Genomic DNA, 14,994 nt, shown 5'->3' on the forward strand with positions numbered 1-14,994 from the left:
ACCCCAGCACGACGAGTACGCGATAAAACAGAACTCAGACCAGGACCCGCTCAATTACGTGAGCGTCCCCCTGCTCAATTACGAGATCGTTCACATGGTTCCGAGCGATGGTGAGTTCTCACCATCGAGCGCTGTGCCCCAAAGGCCCGCTGTCATAGGCGTTCTCGCTGCCCCGGACACCGCGCCCCCGCCAGTAGCTGCCGTGGAGAGTTTCACCACCCCTGTTGCGGTGCCGCGCACGGTCTGATCAGTGCGAAGGCTCAAAAGTGACAGGGAGGCAGTATGCGGCGGCAACTCGTCGAAGACGTAGCGAGGAAGCTGAGTGCGGCAGTTGCGGCGTCAATTCTGGTTGGCGTCAGTTCGCCAGCCAGTGCGTTGGCTAACGCAGAGCCTTACTGTCCGCAGGTGGGCCAAGCGCCGCGTCAGGTGTACGACATCGAGAAGTTCTGCGCGTTGGTGTATGGCGACCTGGTGGAAGGCCGGGCGCTGGATCTCCCGGAGTTGCTGGAACGGTCGCAGCGCAATCCGGTGCATGCCTCGCTCTCTCCTAAGCCGCAGAAGGTGTCGAGGCCACGCGAGGTGGTTTCTGCGGTGAAACAGCCTGAAGCTGAGCCAGCCAAATTTCGTAGGAGGGATGCCGAACCGCGCATGCCGCGTGAAAGCGGCCGGGAAGCTGGCCGGGCTCCGGGTCGAGTTCCCAACCGAGATCGTCAGGTAGGGGCCGACCGTCAGCAGCGCCCACGAAGGAACGGTAGGGAGCCATCGTCCACGATGGTTCTCACACCAACAGCTCCATCGGAAACGCCGTCGGCATCGGCCCCCGCGCCTTCCTCTGTGCCTGTACCGGGCGATGCGGTGAGGCCGAGGTCGGAGAATCTGCCTGAGGCGAGGGGTCCGCTGGGTGTCGCGCTGGCGTTCGGGCTCATGCTCATGGCCCTGAGCGCTGCGCTTATCGGTCGTCTACGGTCCTGGCCGGTGCAGGCGAGCGCGGGCTCCTCTGCCGTGGGCCTGTCTGGCGGTATCGATGGTCGCAACGGTGAGGAGGCTCAGGAAGCTGAAGTACCTCCGGCGGTTGTCCTGGCATCCGCTGGGGCGCGGGCGCCTGCGGTCGACTGCGTGACGGCGGAGTCGGTTGCCGAGCCTGACCGTAGCGAGCATCTGGCGGTGACTACGTCTCAGCTTGACCAGCCCAGCTCCCAGCCGGCGGGTGCAGAAGCGGGTATGGAGGCTGAGGCGCCCTTTGTGCCAGGCGGTTCAGCTGGGCTGGGGTCGGGGTTCGTAGCGGCGGCGGGGAAGGCGAAGGTCGAGGTGCTGGGGGTACCGCGGCTGTCGTATGGCAGGGCAGAGGTCTCCTTCGGCCGTGCCGAGGCGCGGGAGTTGTTTGCGTTGCTTTCGGTGTCGCGGGACGGAGTTTCGGCGGAGGGTATCGCCGAGATGCTGTGGCCGGGGGAGGTTGGCGGGCGCCGGTTGGAGTCGGCGGTGCGGGAGATCAACCGGGCTATGCGGCAGGCGGTGGGGTGTGCGGCCGGCGTGCGGTTCGTGCTGAAGTCCGGGGAGCGGCGACTGCTGCCGGCGGCATCGTTCGATGTGGACCTTTGGCGGTTCGAGGACGCGTGCAAGCTGGCCTCGATCGCGGCCGAGGACGCCATGCGGGTGGCGGCGTTGCATGAGGTGCTGGCCTTGTATCGGGGGGCGCTGCTGGCTGGGTGTGATGATCTGTGGGTGCTCCCGTTGCGGCAGGCCGCTCAGCGGCAGGCGGCGGATGCCGCTGAGCGGCTGGCCGAGCTGGTGCGGGCCGATGATCCAGGCCGGGCGGTGGACGTGCTGCGGTTGGCGGTCGAGCGCATCGATCCGTGCAGCGAGACGTTGTGGTGCCTGCTGATGTCGGTTCAAGGCGAACTTGGGCGCCTGCCTGCGGTACGGCGTTCGTTCCAGCTGTTGAGGGAGCGGTTGGCGGAGATCGACGCGGTGCCGAGTGCGCAGGCGCGGCAGGTGTATGAGCGGTTCATTCGTTAACCAGGACCTTCGAAGAGCGGCGGATAGTAGAGACCTCAGGGTGAGCCCCGGTCGGGGCTCATCCTTCTTCGTGAAGAATGCGCTGGTCGTGACCTGCGTAGGTGGCCAACATCTCGGCGGTGAGCAGATGGGCAGGGCTGGTCTCGTAGATGCGGGCCAGCAGGCAGAGCGTGGAGACGGAGGGTCGCCGGCCTGCTTGCGGCCAGTTCTCGTAGTCGTAGAGGCGAGACTCGCGCAATCCGGCACCGATGGTGCCGGCGAGCTGGTGAAAGACCTCGATCGTCTGCGCCGCGGTGAGCCCGGTGGCATGCCGGTAGAGGCGGAGCGGGGTGGCGGGGTGGTCGAGCGTGAGGATGACGGCGATCTGGTCCACGGTGAACCCGTGCTGGCGTAGGTATCGGCTGCGGCGGCGGCAGTCGAGAAGCGTCTGGTATCCGGTACCTGACATGCGTTGACGTCCCCTTTCCTGCCCACGCGCGGTGGGCGCGTCGGTGCCCCGCATTCGGGGCTGGGGGACGGTAGGCGGCCTTTGGGGAGGGGCTCCAGTCTCCGCGTGGGGTGATCGCCGGGGTCGGTCTCGGGTGCCCGCGGTCGTGGGAATGGTGTTGCCGCAGGCCGGGGCGGGTGGGCGCGTGGGGACGCGTTGGGGGTGTGATTCGGGCGGCGAGGTGAGTGATCGTGCAGGCCGCTCCCCGGATGTGCCGGGGGCGTGACAGAAGGGACATCCGCATGGACACACGCACACAGCACGCCAGTTCGGCCGAGCCGAACCCTCTCCTCGTTTCGTCGACGTGCCAGCGGCCGTCAGCGGTGGAAGAGTTCCCGGATCTGGCGCCGGGGCTGGTGATGTCGACGCTGCGCGCCTCGCAGGTGTGGAGCGGGATGGCCTGGCGGCGGGCCTTTCCCGGGCGGGGAGATCAGTCGGCTCCCGCGCGCCGCATGGTGGGCCAGCTTCTGGCCGACACCGGCCGGGTGGACGACGCCCGGTGGGTGACGGCCGAGCTGGTCAGCAACGCGCTGCGGCACTCGCGTTCGGGCCGGGAGCGGGGATTCTTCGTGGTCGAGGTGCTACGCGGCACAGACGTGGCCCGGATCGTGGTCTATGACCTGGGCGGCGGCCCATCCCCGGACTTCTCCCGCGCGCCTAGCTCAGTGCCCGAGGCGGCCGAGCACGGGTGGGGCCTGGCCGGGGTGGCTGAGCTGGCGGCCCGGACAGGGATCGCGGGTAATGCGATCACAGGCCACGCGGTCTGGGCTGATCTCGCGCTCGATCCAATCCCTGCTGAGCCGAGTGAACCGGTGAACATCGGCCAGGTCGCCTGCCCCCACCGTGCGTTCGTGGGGCAGCAGGGAGCACCGGGCGACGTACCGGACCGTCGGCTGGGCGCCTTGCCGGAGGGCGTAACGGTTTCGGCGAGTACACCGGGGCCGGTCGGCGAGCAAGGAGCTGCTGACCTGGACCCTTCCGCAGGCTTGCGGGAGGCGAGCTGAGGCCGCACGCGGACCAGGTGTCCGCATTCGGGCAGGAGCCGTGGGCGCAACAGGCGCTGGCAAGGCTGCGCCGGGATTGGCCCGACTGGGCCTTCCTGGTGGTGCGGTACCGGTGGCTCGCGATGCGCGGCAAGCAGGTCATGATCAGCGGGACCGGCCCGGAGGAACTGCGGCAGGCTTTGCCGCCGATTCCGGTTAACCCCATCCCGACAGAGCTGGCTTCGGCCGTGCCCGTCTCGTCTGCGTCTGGGGCGATCGAGCGCGGTGCGTTGGAGATCGGGCTGTTGCCGCCGACCTTGGCCGGGCTGCTGGCGACGGAGCTGGATGGGGGCCGTACGAGGCCGAGCGCGTCTCCACCGGCCTCGGCGTTAGGGGCGGGCGCCGGTGGGGCACGTGGGGTGGCGGGGTTGAGCGGCACGCTGACGGCCGTTGCGTCGCCGTTGGGGGTGTTGGCCGCCGAACGGTTGGGGACGGGCACGTGGGCGGTTGCTGGCGCTGACCGGGCTCGGGTGATGTGGTGGCCGCAGGGGTGGGCGCTGTGGACGTGGGGCAAGCGGCGGGACCACTCGTGGCCGGACTCGCGATTCGGAGAAGGCGGCCGTTCAATGGGTCGGGACCGGCCTTCGGGTCGGGATGAGCCTCGACATCGCCGGGCCCGGTTGAAGCCCGCTGCAGTGGACGCCGTTGCCGCGTGAGGCCGACACGGCCCCCGCGTGATGTCGGAGGCGGGCTTGACACCTGGGGTGTAGGTGGGCGTCGATACCCATCCGCCTGCCTGGCGTGGAGGAACGTCGGACGGGCGGACAGGCCAGGGTGGATTCGCTTCTGGTAGGGGAGGGGCGAACCCGCCGTCTAAGGCTGGAGATCGCTTGCAGCTGAGTCCGCTCGGGGTGTGGCGTTCGCTGTTGCGGGTTCACGCGCAGGGCGTTGTTCGGTGTTGTCTTCGGTGTCGCGTTTTGTTGTCGCATTTGGTGTTGCCGCTGAGAGCGCCTCACCCCTTGGCGTGCCGTTTCCTCAGGTCGTGCGGGTTTCGTGTGTTGCGATGCCCGCCCCGAATCGCCTTAAGGCGATCCCCTGAATATGTGTGCAGGCGTGTTCCCGCGTGGCTGTCAATTCTGCTGCATCTGGTTGTGGTTGATCATGGCGAGCTACTTGCCCTCCTTCTCTGCTGACTCTTCTGCTCCGAACGTGCCGGCCTGTCGGCCGGCTCGTCCCTGAGCATGCGAGCAGAACCTCGCGTGCCAAGCCCGGGCCGCCCCATACCGGTCGCCCGGGTACGGATTCGCCGACATTGTCTGGCCTGCCCAGATAAGACGGTCCCGGCCATCTGCCCGTCATGGGGCCGGGGACGTTCACGTGATCGCCCGAGTTACCCGTGTCGGGCACGGCCGATGTCCGGCGGGTGTGTTGGCCCGGGATTGGGCATGAGTGGGCCCCGGTCCGCCGTGTGGGGCGGTGCCGGGGCCCGGTCACGGGCGGTGGGGCGGGTTAGGCGGTGGCGGGGCTGTCAGCGGCTGTGAGGTCGGCGGCAGTGGATGGGCGGTTGGTGATGTGGGCGGTGATCAGAGCGGCCACGTCGGCGGGCGCGGTGTCGGCGGGTAGTTCGGTGGTGGGGATGGTGGCCGTTGGGTTACCGGACCTGAGGTAGGACCACTCGATGGTCAGGGGGGTTGCGGGGGTGAGGGGGACTTTGATCTTGATGAGGTGGCCGTCGGGCGCGTGGTAGGACTGATCGAACGTGGTGCCGTGGAGGGTGCCCTGAAAGAGCCAGTGGAAGCCGTGTCCGGTGAGGGCACGGGTGTAGGGGACAGTCGCGCCCATGTGGTCGGCGATGTCATCTCGGGCCGGGTGAAAGTCGCCGAGGATGTCGGTCATGTCGTCGGCGATGGCCTCGTAGTCGGGGGTGTCGTCGAGACCGCAGGCGCTGCAATCGTCGCATTCGTCGTGTTGGCCCCTCAGGTTGAACATGCCCTCGTAGGTGCAGATTTCGAGCAGGGAGCCGTCGTCGCCGCGTTCGTGGCGGACGATGACGGGTTGGGCGTGACGGTCGTTCCACATGATCGCCCATCCGGGGCCGTGCGCGGCGAGGGCGCGAGCGTGGGCCGGTTCTACTTCGATGTAGCGGGGGGTGTCGGGGAAGCCGGTGTCGTGGGGGTGGCGGTAGCCGGTGGCGGTGTGCGGGGGGAGTCCGGCGGCGGCGGCGATCAGGGCGGCGACGGCGGCGGGCGGGGTACGGCGGGGCACGGTTACCGTGTACGCGGGCTCGTCGCCGCTACGGGGTTGGGGGCCGGTCATGATGATCGTGATGGGTGCGGTCGAGTCGGCGAAGTACGGCATGCTGACCGACGCGGTCACGCCGGTAGGGGCGATCCAGTAGTCGGTGATGATGTGCCCGTCGTCGGTGGCGGGGCGGCTGTCCCGGTGGCGGCAGATGCCGTGGGGGCGTAGGGCGGCGGTGTAGGGGCCGGTGGCGGCCATCATCTTGAGGGTTCGCCGCCATTGGCTGAGGCGGGTACGGGCCTGACCGGTGACCTCGGCGGCGATGGTGGCGGGGTCCGCCGGTTGGCCGCGCCGGACGTGTGCCTCCTCCATAGCGGCGAGGTCGTCGCAGTCGATGATCTCGAAGACGGCCCCGTGGTCGGCTATGTCGGCGTGGGCGGCGAACACGTCCCGCCCGTCCCACATCAGCGCCCATCCGGGGCCGTGGGCGGTGAGCCCGCGTAGGTGGGCGGCGTCCACCGTGAGCTCGTGGGCGGCGGTGATCGTGCGTGCCATGCGATTTCCCTTTCGTTTCCCCGGCACGTTATTCCGGGTGCGGTTTTCGGCGGCGGTTCATCGCCTAATTCCATGGACGCTCGATCGCGTATGAATGTCAACCCGGCCGCGTGTTTACCTGCGAGATTCCACCCATCGAGAATCGGGCAAAGTGGCGTCGTTTGCCGTCGTTCGGTGGAATGCGGGAAGAGCTGGGCCGGCTGTAAATATCAAGCCGCTTCGGTAAGCTTCTTGTGAGATGTTTCAGCAGATCGGCGGTTAGTTTGTTTGGTTAGCCTCTCCAGCCGTTGGGGTGACAAAAAATATGACCCGGTCGACTTGCCATCCGCGTTATATGCGAGGGATGGTCGTCACGCAAACGAAAAACACCGGGCCCGAACGGGCCGGGAAATGCGACCGGAAAGGGCGTCACGCAATGGCTATCAACACCCCGGAAATGACCGCCGCAGACAACATCGCCGCTGACGCGGAATCCGCCGTCATCGTCCCCGCCGACGCCGCGTCCCTGACCGGCCCTGAGGGCCCCGACACCGCCGCCCCGGACGCCGACCCCACGTCGGGCGGGGACGCACGTGTGGAGGCGGTGTGGGCGGCGCTGAACGCCGAGCCGGGCACATCCGCCACGACGATCGGGGCGGCGGCCGGGTTGAGCCGGATGGTGGCGGGCAAGATCCTCAACCAGCTCGAAACCGACGGGCGCGCCCGCCGCGAGCCGGGCACGAACGACGGTCAGACCCGGGGCCGCGCCGCTGACCGGTGGTACCCGATCACCACCAACACCGGCGACATCACCGACCCGGACAGTGAAACGTCGGGCACCGAGGCCGGACCTGCCAACGATGCGGGCGCGCCCGCAGCGCAGGAGGAGACGCTTCCCGCCAGCACCGAAACGGCCGATGTCACCCCAAAGGAAGCACCCGAGGCGGTGACCGGGGACGAGCCGAGCGACGAGGACCCGACCGGGGAGACGCACGGTCAGCCGGATGCCCTGACGGATGACGAGGGGCCCGCCGATGCCCACGCCGACGAGCCCGCTGTTGAGGCGGCGGATGACCCGGCATGGGCGCGCGTGCGTGCCGAGCTAGCGGAACTGACGGACCTGTTCGGCGGGGTCGCCCTGGCAAAAGACGACGGTAACGCCGTGATGGCGTTGGGGTGCCTGGAGATGGCGATGGCCAGGGTCACCTCGGTGCACCGTAACGCGCGGGCGGCGCTGACCGGTACCGCCGCCCCGGATCGTCCCGCGTCCGCTGCCCGCCCGGGCACCGCCAGCAGCGGCGGCGTGGGGAGCGGGGTACGCCCGGGGGCGTTGCGGGATCGGGTGCACGCGCATCTGATCGAGTTCCCGGACAAGGACTTCACCCCGTACGAGATCGGGAAGGTGCTGGACGCCTCGTCTGGTGCGGTGGCCAACGCGTTGGACCGCCTCGTCAACCTCGGGGATGCGGTGCTGACCTGTGAGCGGCCCCGCCGGTTCGCCCTCGCCCCCACCGCCAACCCCACACAGGTCCCGACCGAGCCCGGCACGCCCGCCGAGGCGGCGGACACCTCCACCGGCTGAGCCCGGGGTCTGGGCGGGCCGCCCCACACCGGCCCGCCCGGACCCGTAGCCCAGTCGGTCACCCCACCGACGCCCCCACCACCCACGGCCCCTGGCTCTCCCGCCGGGCGGCAACACCGCCCGGCCCGCCCTGACCACCACCGATCACCGGTCCACCGGCCCCGACGCTGAGAGGCCAGACCGGACGCCCCCATCCGCCACCACGTCTGTTTCGCATGCCCACACATCAGAAAGGCACTGTCATGGCTCACGAGATCGAGATCTTCGCCAATGGTTCGGCCGGGTTCGCCGCCGCAGGTAAGCCGGGCTGGCACGGGCTCGGTTACACCGCGCCCGGCCCGATGACCGCCGAGGAGCTGCTGTCCCACGCCCAGCTCGCCGGGTGGAACGTGCGCAAGGTGCCGGTCGGCCAGGTCACCGACCCGGTCACCGGCCTGCCGGTCGTCACGGACGAGGACTTCCTCGTGGTGCGCACCAACCCGGTCACCGGCCAGCCCGAACGCCTCGGCCGGGTCGGCCGGGACTACCAGGTCCTGCAGAACGAAGACGTCACCGGGTTCCTGCAGACGTTGGTGGACGAGTCCGGGGCGATCTTCGACACGGGCGGCTCGCTGAACGGCGGACGCCGGGTGTTCGTCACGATGCGCCTGCCCGAGCCGCTCATGGTCGGCGGGTTCGATCAGCTCGACCTGTACCTGGCGGCGTTCTCCCGGCATGACGGGTGGGGGTCGTTCGTCACGGTCGCTACCCCGGTCCGGGTGGTGTGCGCGAACACCGAACGGGCCGCGCTCGCGAACCACGCCTCGAAGTTCACCGTCCGGCATACCGGCAACGTGGCCGGGCGTATCGCTGAGGCGCGTGAGGCGCTGAAACTGACGTGGAAGCACGGCGAAGCGTTCGTCGCTGAGGCCGAGAAGCTGCTCGCCATGCCGATGGATGTGAAGGAGTTCCGGCAGTTCGCTGCCCGTCTGCATCCCCTTCCGGCCGACGCGAAAGAGCTGGCGAAGCGTAATCACGATCTGACGATGCGGGATCTGGAGTACCTGTTTGCGCAGGCTCCGACTCAGGAGCCGATCCGTAACACGCGCTGGGCGGCGTACAACGCGGTGACCGAGCGGCTGGACCACAAGAGCCCGGTGTTCGGCAGCCGCGACGTGGCGACCGTACGGGCGGAGCGGGCCCTGCTGGATGACCACGACAACGCCAAGCTCAAGGCTCGCGCGTTCCGGCTCCTGGCCACCGCCTGAGCGGCCTGTCGGGTACGGCCCCGCCCGGGGCCGTACCCGACACCACGGCCTTGCGCGGGGGCGCTACGGACACCACACGCCACGCGGGCCCTACGGAAACGCACGCCTACGGACCCGTCCGCAAAGGTGGCCCGCGTCGGTAGAACCCACAGCCCCGCGCTTCCTGCCGCACCCGGCCACCAGACCGGCCCCGCCCGCGCCGGGCACAGGGCACCCACCCCTCACAACCCCGTTACCGCGAGCAAAGGAGATCATCATGGGGCGACTCGAAGACCTGGCGGTCCACTACGCCAACGCCGCCCGCTGGGAACTCGGCGAGGCACTCACCCGCATCGCTTCCCTCGACGATGAAGGGAGGTTGCACGACAAGGACCTGGCCCGTATCGCCTACGCCTACCAACGGATGTCGTGGTGGCAGCAGGTCACCGACCTCACTCACGGCCGCGAAGAGACGGTCGACGGCGCGACCGCGCTGATGACCGTGCGGCAACAGGCACGAGAGTCGCTGATCAACGCCCGCCCGGTCAACAACGGCGGCTTGTTCGCCCAAGCGATGGCCGAGTCCCGCAGAGGCGGTGCGCGTGCCTTCCTAGACGCGACCGCGAAGCTCGCCGAGGCGCTCGCCCTCCCCTCCGATCAGAACACTCGTCCGGGCGACATGGGCGTGCCAGCCGCCTCCGCGATCGAGCGGTCCTCGGTCGAGGGCTACCGTCCGTGACGCCGTGCGCGGGCGGTTCCCGGTTCGAGCTGATCGGCTGGGAATGGGACCTCGCGATCGCGAGGTCCACGGCCGCCACCAAGCAGCCTGCCCGCCTCGCCGTCGCCCAGTGGGCGGGGTTGGCCTCCCTCAGCCCCACCCCGAGCGGACGAGAAGCCCACAGCCGAGCCGATAGCGCAGGCGGCGCGGCTGACCGACGTCTCACGGGCGCGGGCTCACACAAGGTGGCGTGGCCGTTGATCGCAGTTCCCATCCCTGACGCGGCCTATCCGGTCATCGACAGTTGGCCCCACCTACAGACCGCCCTCGCCCACGGCACGCCCACCGTGCCAGTCGTCGTCCTGCCGGAGGCCGACGAGCGCGCGTGCCGTATCAGGGGCGGCCATCACCCGCCGCCCACCTTCCGCCCCTGTCCGCTTCGCCCGTCCCACCCCGGCGACGGATGAGACCACAGCGGCTGGTCGAGTGGCCACCCTCATGACCCTCACCCCTCACCGATCCGCGTCACCCGACGAAAGGAATGCACAGATGGATGACCTCAGTCAGTCCGCCCCCCTCCACCCGCCCGGGAAGCCGAGCAGCATCATCCCCGCCCCAAACGTCAGCGCGAACCAGGCCGAGCAGGCGCGGCACTCGTTCAATCAGCTGACCGCCGACAAGATCACTGCAGTCCGCCACGCGTTCTACGCAGCGTCAGCCGAGGCGATCTTCGCCTTGCAAAACGGGCAACGGCTCTCCGGCGAGCAGTCGTTCGCCGCCGCCCACGCCCAGGCATCACGCGCCTGGTGGGATCTGGTGGACGAGGAGATTACCGGTAAGAAGCTGAGCGCCGATCACGCGCTACGGCGGGTGCGCTCCTGGGCCCGCCACTACCTGACCGGGGAGCCTCCGGCCGCCCGGCCGGGCACGTTGTTCGATCACGCCCTCGCTCACGCCGCGCGCATCGCCGCCCGTGACTTCCTCAACGACAGCGGCCACCTTCTCACCCAGCACCTCATCGACCAGGCAGGCAACCCTTCCACGGCCGCGCCCGTGGAACATGACCATCCCCGAGCGGCCAGCCCCGACCCGCGACCCTCCACGGTGGCGGGGCCATGACCGGTCAACCGACCGCGCTAGCCCATCCCGGCGCTGGCGACATCCCCTGAAGAAAGGATCCAACGTCATGAACAACTCCCCGCAGCATCCCGCCACCGGCGCACCGCCCGAAGCGGTTTCGGCTTCGCTGGAGGCGATCATCGACCAGGCCCGACACACCCGCCAGCATCACCTCGACGACATCGTCCGTCGCCTCGGCCGAGGCGAGCGGCCGAGGGCCGAGCAGATCTACGATGCCCTGTGCGCGCAGACCCTGTGCACGTGGTGGCTGCTGGTGGCCCGGCACATCGAGCACGCCGAAGGCGGACGCTTGCGACCGGCGCATGCCGTCGCCAGGTTCGTCTCCTGGATCACCCCCTACCTCGGCGACCCCACCCCATTCGACTCTGGGATCGCCCAACGGGCCCTCGGCTTGAGCAGCGAGCACGAGCTCGCCCTGGCCCACCTCGACCGCAGCCTCGCCCTCATCCGTCAAGGCGCCGCCCGTATCTTCCTCACCCAAGCCGAGACACTCGCGCCGGCCCGCTCCGCAGAGCAGTCTTCGAGCGCCTCGACCGGGCAGGAGGCCACGGCATGACCCACCACACCGCCACCGGCGAACCCGAGGCAGTCTCCCCAGGCTCATCGCCCTCGAACCGGCCGGGATCAGAGCAGGCGGACAGTTCGCGTGTGGAGGTCTTCCAGATGCTCGGCTGGCGCTGGGACATCACCGCCGCCAAGAAGCTCACCCAGGGCCGGGCTCCGGACGGGCGGATCGTGACCGAGTGGTGGGCGGCCATGCTCCAGCTCATCGCCATCAACCCCGAGCACGCGGCCCAGGTGGATCTGTCCGAGCCGTTGATCGTGGCCACGGTCCCGAACGGCGGTGTGCTGATCATCGACGGCTGGCACCGCCTCTGCAAGGCCGTGACCATCGGCCTTCCGGAGTTGTCCGCCGTGGTGCTCACGGCCGAGGAGGAACGCGCCTGCCGGATCTTCGGCGGAGAAGAGGCGGTCGAGGAGGATGTGCCTGGTAGCGCCTGAGCCGGTGGCGTAGGTGGCATGCCCCGCCCAGCACAGAGCAAGTGTGCTGGGCGGGGCATACCTCCTGTACCACCGGATCAGGCCCGTCTGCCCGGATCCTTGCCCATCACCCGAGGGTGTTTGCCCGCCATGATGAGTGCGATCTTCTCCCGCACCGCTTCGGGTGTGGGGTTTCGAAGTAGGTACGGATTGGGTCCTAGACCGAGTGGACTTACGTAGGGTGCGGGCTTGTCCGGCTTGGGCTCGGGTTTGATCATTTTGATGAGGGGGCCGCCGCCGTCGGGGGCGTCGGCTGGAGGCGGGTAGAGGGTGTGACCGATGAGGCGCAGCACGGACTCGATGGGCAGGAGATAGTCGATGAGGCTGGTCTCGTCATCGTCGGACAGGGTGGGGTCCTGGGGCCGGTTGCGGTTGTGAAGGTGGACTTGTCCGGCCTTGGAGAGGTGGTCGTAGAGGCGTCCTTCCAGCCACCCGGCTTCGCTGCTGTTGAGCGTCTCGTCCTCATTGGATTCGTAGCGGATGAGCAGCGCCCGATACCAGTGGTCACGGTCCTTGAGTTGCTGGAGGACGCGGTGGCGTAGCCCGGGGGTGGTGGCTTTGCCGACGTAGGCTCCCCACCGGCCCTCGGCGTTCGGCCTGTCGAGCAGGAGGTAGGCGCCGGGGACGTTCCAGCCTTGCTCGAGGCGGTTGGCGTGGTCGCGGTCGAGCAGGAGCATGCCGGCGACCTTGTGCTTGGCTCGGATCTTCATCGGGTTGTTGAGGTCGTAGGAGAGGCTGACGACGAGCTGGGACGGGGCGAACCGCATCGCACACACGTGGCGTCTCCTTCACGGTGCCGCCGGAGATTCTCCCGAACAGTATCGGACACATTGCTCTGCGTAACCACGAGTTTTGGGAAGAACGTGCAGTTCACCTCGCCGGGTAGGAGTCTGTCTGGTGTCGTGCGGCACTATGCCGGATGCTGTTCCGGCCCCGGTTGGGGCGTCATCCCGCGCGGTCGCCGTGGTTGTGGCCCGGGGTGCGGTGGGCCCGTCCACGGCCCGTGGTAGCCGTACGGCGGCCGGGAGGGCGTGCCCGTTCGGTGCCGTAGCGCGGCCACGCTGCCGCTGCGACCTACGGTCAGCGTGGGTCGGGCTGGCCGATGGCGGGGTGGGCAGATGGGCGAGTAAAGCCGAGCAGGTCACGGCGATGGTAGGTGTCGATTTTGACGACGGTGCGCCGGTTGGGGGCGTGGATCATCTGTCCGTTGCTGATGACGAGGCCGACATGTCCGGGGCCGTCAGCTTCCATGCGGAAGAAGGCGAGATCGCCAGGTAGCTCCTGACCGAGCGGAACGGAAAGCCCGTGCCGCCATTGGTCGGCTGCTACTCGTGGGATGGTGATTCCGGCTGCTTGGTAGGCGCGCATGGTCAGCCCGGAGCAGTCAAAGGCGGTAGGTCCTTCGGCACCCCATACGTACGGTTTGCCGAGTTGGGCGTGGGCGTACGCGAGCACGGCGGCGACCTGCTCGCCCGGGATGAGCGGGACGCAGGTTCCAGCGAGAGCGTCAACAAGGCGTTGGGCGAGCGGCTCCCACTGAGCGTAGGCGTCGGGGCGTCCTGAGCGCTGGACGGCCTGGGCGGCCCTGGTGAGTGAGAGCTGTTCCCAGTGCGTCATCTTGACCAGGTGGTCGTAGAAGGTACTGGTGGCGAAGCGGGGGTCGAGGATCTGTGCGGGTGTTCCCCAACCTTGCGAGGGGCGCTGCTGAAACAGGCCGAGGCTGTCGAGATGCCCGTAGCGCAGGTTACGGAGCTGGGATTCTTGCAGGGCGGTGGCGATCGCGATGACGGCTGCCCGTGTGGGCAGGCCGTGCTCCATCGCGAGCTGGACGATGAGCGCGGCGTTGCTCTGCTGCTCGGCGTCCAAGCCCGGCATCGGCACCGTGGGTGTTGAAGCGGGAGCCGCGACCGGGCTGCCTGCCATGCTGCTCGCTGTGCTGGGCGGGATCGCGCAGGCGACGCTACCGGGTGTTCCGGAGCTGGTCAGGATGCTGGTGGCGGCTGCGACGAACGCCGAGACGAGGAGCAGCAGGAAGGCGGCGCCGGCTGCGGCGGCCTTCACTTGCTCTCGTCCTGTGGGAACAGGCTGTCGAGGTAGTGGTCGCAGGAGTCGCTGACGGCCGTGGCGGTGGTGGGCTGTTCGGGGCTGCGGCCGAGGGTGAGGTGGGGCCAGGCGTTCAGGAGTTCGGCAAGCCTCATGCGCAGCTGGCTGAGCTGGCGGTGGAGGGGGAGCCAGCACGGTCCGGCCGGGCCGTCGTCGAGGTCTGTCTGGACGGCGGTCGCAATGGGCAGTTCGGTGGTGGTGATGACCGCGCGGAGGTTGGTTTCGCGTTTCCGGCTGGGCAGCCAGAACAGCACCGGGGTGGTGATCTGGGTGGCCTCGGCAAGGTCGGCGTAAGTGGCGAGCTTGTCGGCGACCTTGGTCAGGGTCATGCTGCCGGTGTCGTGTTCCAGGAAGAAGTCGATCTGGCGGCCGTTCTCGGACCAGCAGCCGAAGGCGTCGGGACGGGCCAGGCCGCCCCAGCTCGTGGCGCACTGCTTTTCCGACAACCACGCGCGCAGGTGGCTTCCAGGAGTGTGGCGGGCAAGATGACACAGGTGGACGAAGAAGTCGTTGACGCCGATCTGGTGGCCGCTCTTGGCCGAGACGGAGATCGACATGGCCAGGTCGGGGTGGTAGCCCAACTCTTTGACCGTGGTGTGGCTGCGCAAGGCGAGCAGTTCGGCACCGGCCCGGCCGAGCACCCAGTGGCAGGGCGCGGAGCCGCCGTAGGGAGTCCAGGGCCGGTAGCGGGTGATGGTGTGGAGCTTGTGCAGGATGCCCAGGCGGCGGCGGGTGGGCTGCGGCTTGGTGAAGAACAGCCGCTCAAGCTGGTGCGTGGTCAGCACGCGGTGGTGAAGCAGATGCTCCAAGATGTGGTAGTCGCGGGGCGTGAGCCGGGCGGCCGCCTGGGCCATGGCGTCAGCATCGAAACGCGGCAGGCCGAGCGGAATACGAACTGCGGGCATAGCGGAATCTCCTGATGG

Annotated in this window: 14 protein-coding genes; 9 read left to right on the top strand and 5 right to left on the bottom strand. The window is 68.7% G+C overall.

The features are described 5' to 3' along the window. Together AB0M95_RS36560 and AB0M95_RS36565 are read left to right on the top strand one after the other, a co-directional pair. Window positions 1-247 (top strand): hypothetical protein (locus AB0M95_RS36560; protein WP_363774953.1); only part of this gene is annotated, 247 nt, incomplete at its 5' end. Between the two features lie 974 nt (window positions 248-1,221). Continuing rightward, window positions 1,222-2,016 (top strand): BTAD domain-containing putative transcriptional regulator, encoded by a 795-nt coding sequence (locus tag AB0M95_RS36565; protein WP_363774956.1) that lies wholly within the window; start codon window positions 1,222-1,224, stop codon window positions 2,014-2,016. 58 nt (window positions 2,017-2,074) lie between these two features. On the opposite strand, the gene AB0M95_RS36570 is transcribed toward AB0M95_RS36565, so the two are convergent. Then, a complete protein-coding gene (locus AB0M95_RS36570; RefSeq protein WP_363774958.1) occupies window positions 2,075-2,464 on the bottom strand; it encodes a helix-turn-helix transcriptional regulator in 390 nt (129 codons plus the stop codon). A 281-nt stretch (window positions 2,465-2,745) separates the two neighbouring features. Between AB0M95_RS36570 and AB0M95_RS36575 the strand changes: the two genes are divergently transcribed. Continuing rightward, window positions 2,746-3,507 (top strand): ATP-binding protein, encoded by a 762-nt coding sequence (locus AB0M95_RS36575; RefSeq protein WP_363774961.1) that lies wholly within the window; start codon window positions 2,746-2,748, stop codon window positions 3,505-3,507. A gap of 1,488 nt (window positions 3,508-4,995) precedes the next feature. On the opposite strand, the gene AB0M95_RS36580 is transcribed toward AB0M95_RS36575, so the two are convergent. Continuing rightward, entirely contained in the window at window positions 4,996-6,282 is a 1,287-nt protein-coding gene (locus AB0M95_RS36580; protein ID WP_363774963.1) for a hypothetical protein, read from the bottom strand. 436 nt (window positions 6,283-6,718) lie between these two features. Between AB0M95_RS36580 and AB0M95_RS36585 the strand changes: the two genes are divergently transcribed. The 6 genes from AB0M95_RS36585 to AB0M95_RS36610 all read left to right on the top strand — a co-directional run bounded on the left by AB0M95_RS36585 (window position 6,719) and on the right by AB0M95_RS36610 (window position 11,929). Further along, on the top strand, window positions 6,719-7,843 hold the full coding sequence (locus tag AB0M95_RS36585) for a hypothetical protein (protein ID WP_363774966.1): 1,125 nt from the start codon (window positions 6,719-6,721) through the stop codon (window positions 7,841-7,843). 242 nt (window positions 7,844-8,085) lie between these two features. Further along, window positions 8,086-9,090 (top strand): DUF932 domain-containing protein, encoded by a 1,005-nt coding sequence (locus tag AB0M95_RS36590; protein WP_363774969.1) that lies wholly within the window; start codon window positions 8,086-8,088, stop codon window positions 9,088-9,090. Between the two features lie 256 nt (window positions 9,091-9,346). Next, a complete protein-coding gene (locus AB0M95_RS36595; RefSeq protein WP_363774972.1) occupies window positions 9,347-9,808 on the top strand; it encodes a hypothetical protein in 462 nt (153 codons plus the stop codon). Window positions 9,809-10,336: 528 nt separating this feature from the next. Continuing rightward, window positions 10,337-10,906 (top strand): hypothetical protein, encoded by a 570-nt coding sequence (locus tag AB0M95_RS36600; protein WP_363774975.1) that lies wholly within the window; start codon window positions 10,337-10,339, stop codon window positions 10,904-10,906. Between the two features lie 67 nt (window positions 10,907-10,973). Next, window positions 10,974-11,483: a hypothetical protein gene (locus AB0M95_RS36605; RefSeq protein ID WP_363774978.1), complete on the top strand. Its 510-nt coding sequence runs from the start codon at window positions 10,974-10,976 to the stop codon at window positions 11,481-11,483. Window positions 11,484-11,575: 92 nt separating this feature from the next. Continuing rightward, window positions 11,576-11,929: a hypothetical protein gene (locus tag AB0M95_RS36610; protein WP_363774981.1), complete on the top strand. Its 354-nt coding sequence runs from the start codon at window positions 11,576-11,578 to the stop codon at window positions 11,927-11,929. A gap of 77 nt (window positions 11,930-12,006) precedes the next feature. Here the strand turns inward: AB0M95_RS36610 and AB0M95_RS36615 are convergent, their stop codons facing one another. From AB0M95_RS36615 to AB0M95_RS36625, 3 genes are all read right to left on the bottom strand, one after another. Further along, complete coding sequence (locus AB0M95_RS36615; RefSeq protein WP_363774983.1) at window positions 12,007-12,744, bottom strand: hypothetical protein; 738 nt, start codon at window positions 12,742-12,744, stop codon at window positions 12,007-12,009. A 304-nt stretch (window positions 12,745-13,048) separates the two neighbouring features. Next, entirely contained in the window at window positions 13,049-14,029 is a 981-nt protein-coding gene (locus AB0M95_RS36620) for a C40 family peptidase (protein ID WP_363774986.1), read from the bottom strand. Next, on the bottom strand, window positions 14,026-14,976 hold the full coding sequence (locus AB0M95_RS36625; RefSeq protein ID WP_363774988.1) for a replication-relaxation family protein: 951 nt from the start codon (window positions 14,974-14,976) through the stop codon (window positions 14,026-14,028). The genes AB0M95_RS36620 and AB0M95_RS36625 overlap by 4 nt, the downstream gene beginning before the upstream one ends. Window positions 14,977-14,994 lie beyond the last annotated feature (18 nt).

The organism is Sphaerisporangium sp. NPDC051017 (genome assembly GCF_040683095.1).
Lineage (GTDB): Bacteria > Actinomycetota > Actinomycetes > Streptosporangiales > Streptosporangiaceae > Sphaerisporangium.

What these genes read in the sequence shown, in the direction of transcription:
- AB0M95_RS36565 (WP_363774956.1), top strand. Translation starts at nt 1,222, where the DNA reads ATGGAGGCTGAGGCGCCCTTTGTGCCAGGCGGTTCAGCTGGGCTGGGG.
- AB0M95_RS36570 (WP_363774958.1), bottom strand. Translation starts at nt 2,464, where the DNA reads ATGTCAGGTACCGGATACCAGACGCTTCTCGACTGCCGCCGCCGCAGC.
- AB0M95_RS36575 (WP_363774961.1), top strand. Translation starts at nt 2,746, where the DNA reads ATGGACACACGCACACAGCACGCCAGTTCGGCCGAGCCGAACCCTCTC.
- AB0M95_RS36580 (WP_363774963.1), bottom strand. Translation starts at nt 6,282, where the DNA reads ATGGCACGCACGATCACCGCCGCCCACGAGCTCACGGTGGACGCCGCC.
- AB0M95_RS36585 (WP_363774966.1), top strand. Translation starts at nt 6,719, where the DNA reads ATGACCGCCGCAGACAACATCGCCGCTGACGCGGAATCCGCCGTCATC.
- AB0M95_RS36590 (WP_363774969.1), top strand. Translation starts at nt 8,086, where the DNA reads ATGGCTCACGAGATCGAGATCTTCGCCAATGGTTCGGCCGGGTTCGCC.
- AB0M95_RS36595 (WP_363774972.1), top strand. Translation starts at nt 9,347, where the DNA reads ATGGGGCGACTCGAAGACCTGGCGGTCCACTACGCCAACGCCGCCCGC.
- AB0M95_RS36600 (WP_363774975.1), top strand. Translation starts at nt 10,337, where the DNA reads ATGGATGACCTCAGTCAGTCCGCCCCCCTCCACCCGCCCGGGAAGCCG.
- AB0M95_RS36605 (WP_363774978.1), top strand. Translation starts at nt 10,974, where the DNA reads ATGAACAACTCCCCGCAGCATCCCGCCACCGGCGCACCGCCCGAAGCG.
- AB0M95_RS36625 (WP_363774988.1), bottom strand. Translation starts at nt 14,976, where the DNA reads ATGCCCGCAGTTCGTATTCCGCTCGGCCTGCCGCGTTTCGATGCTGAC.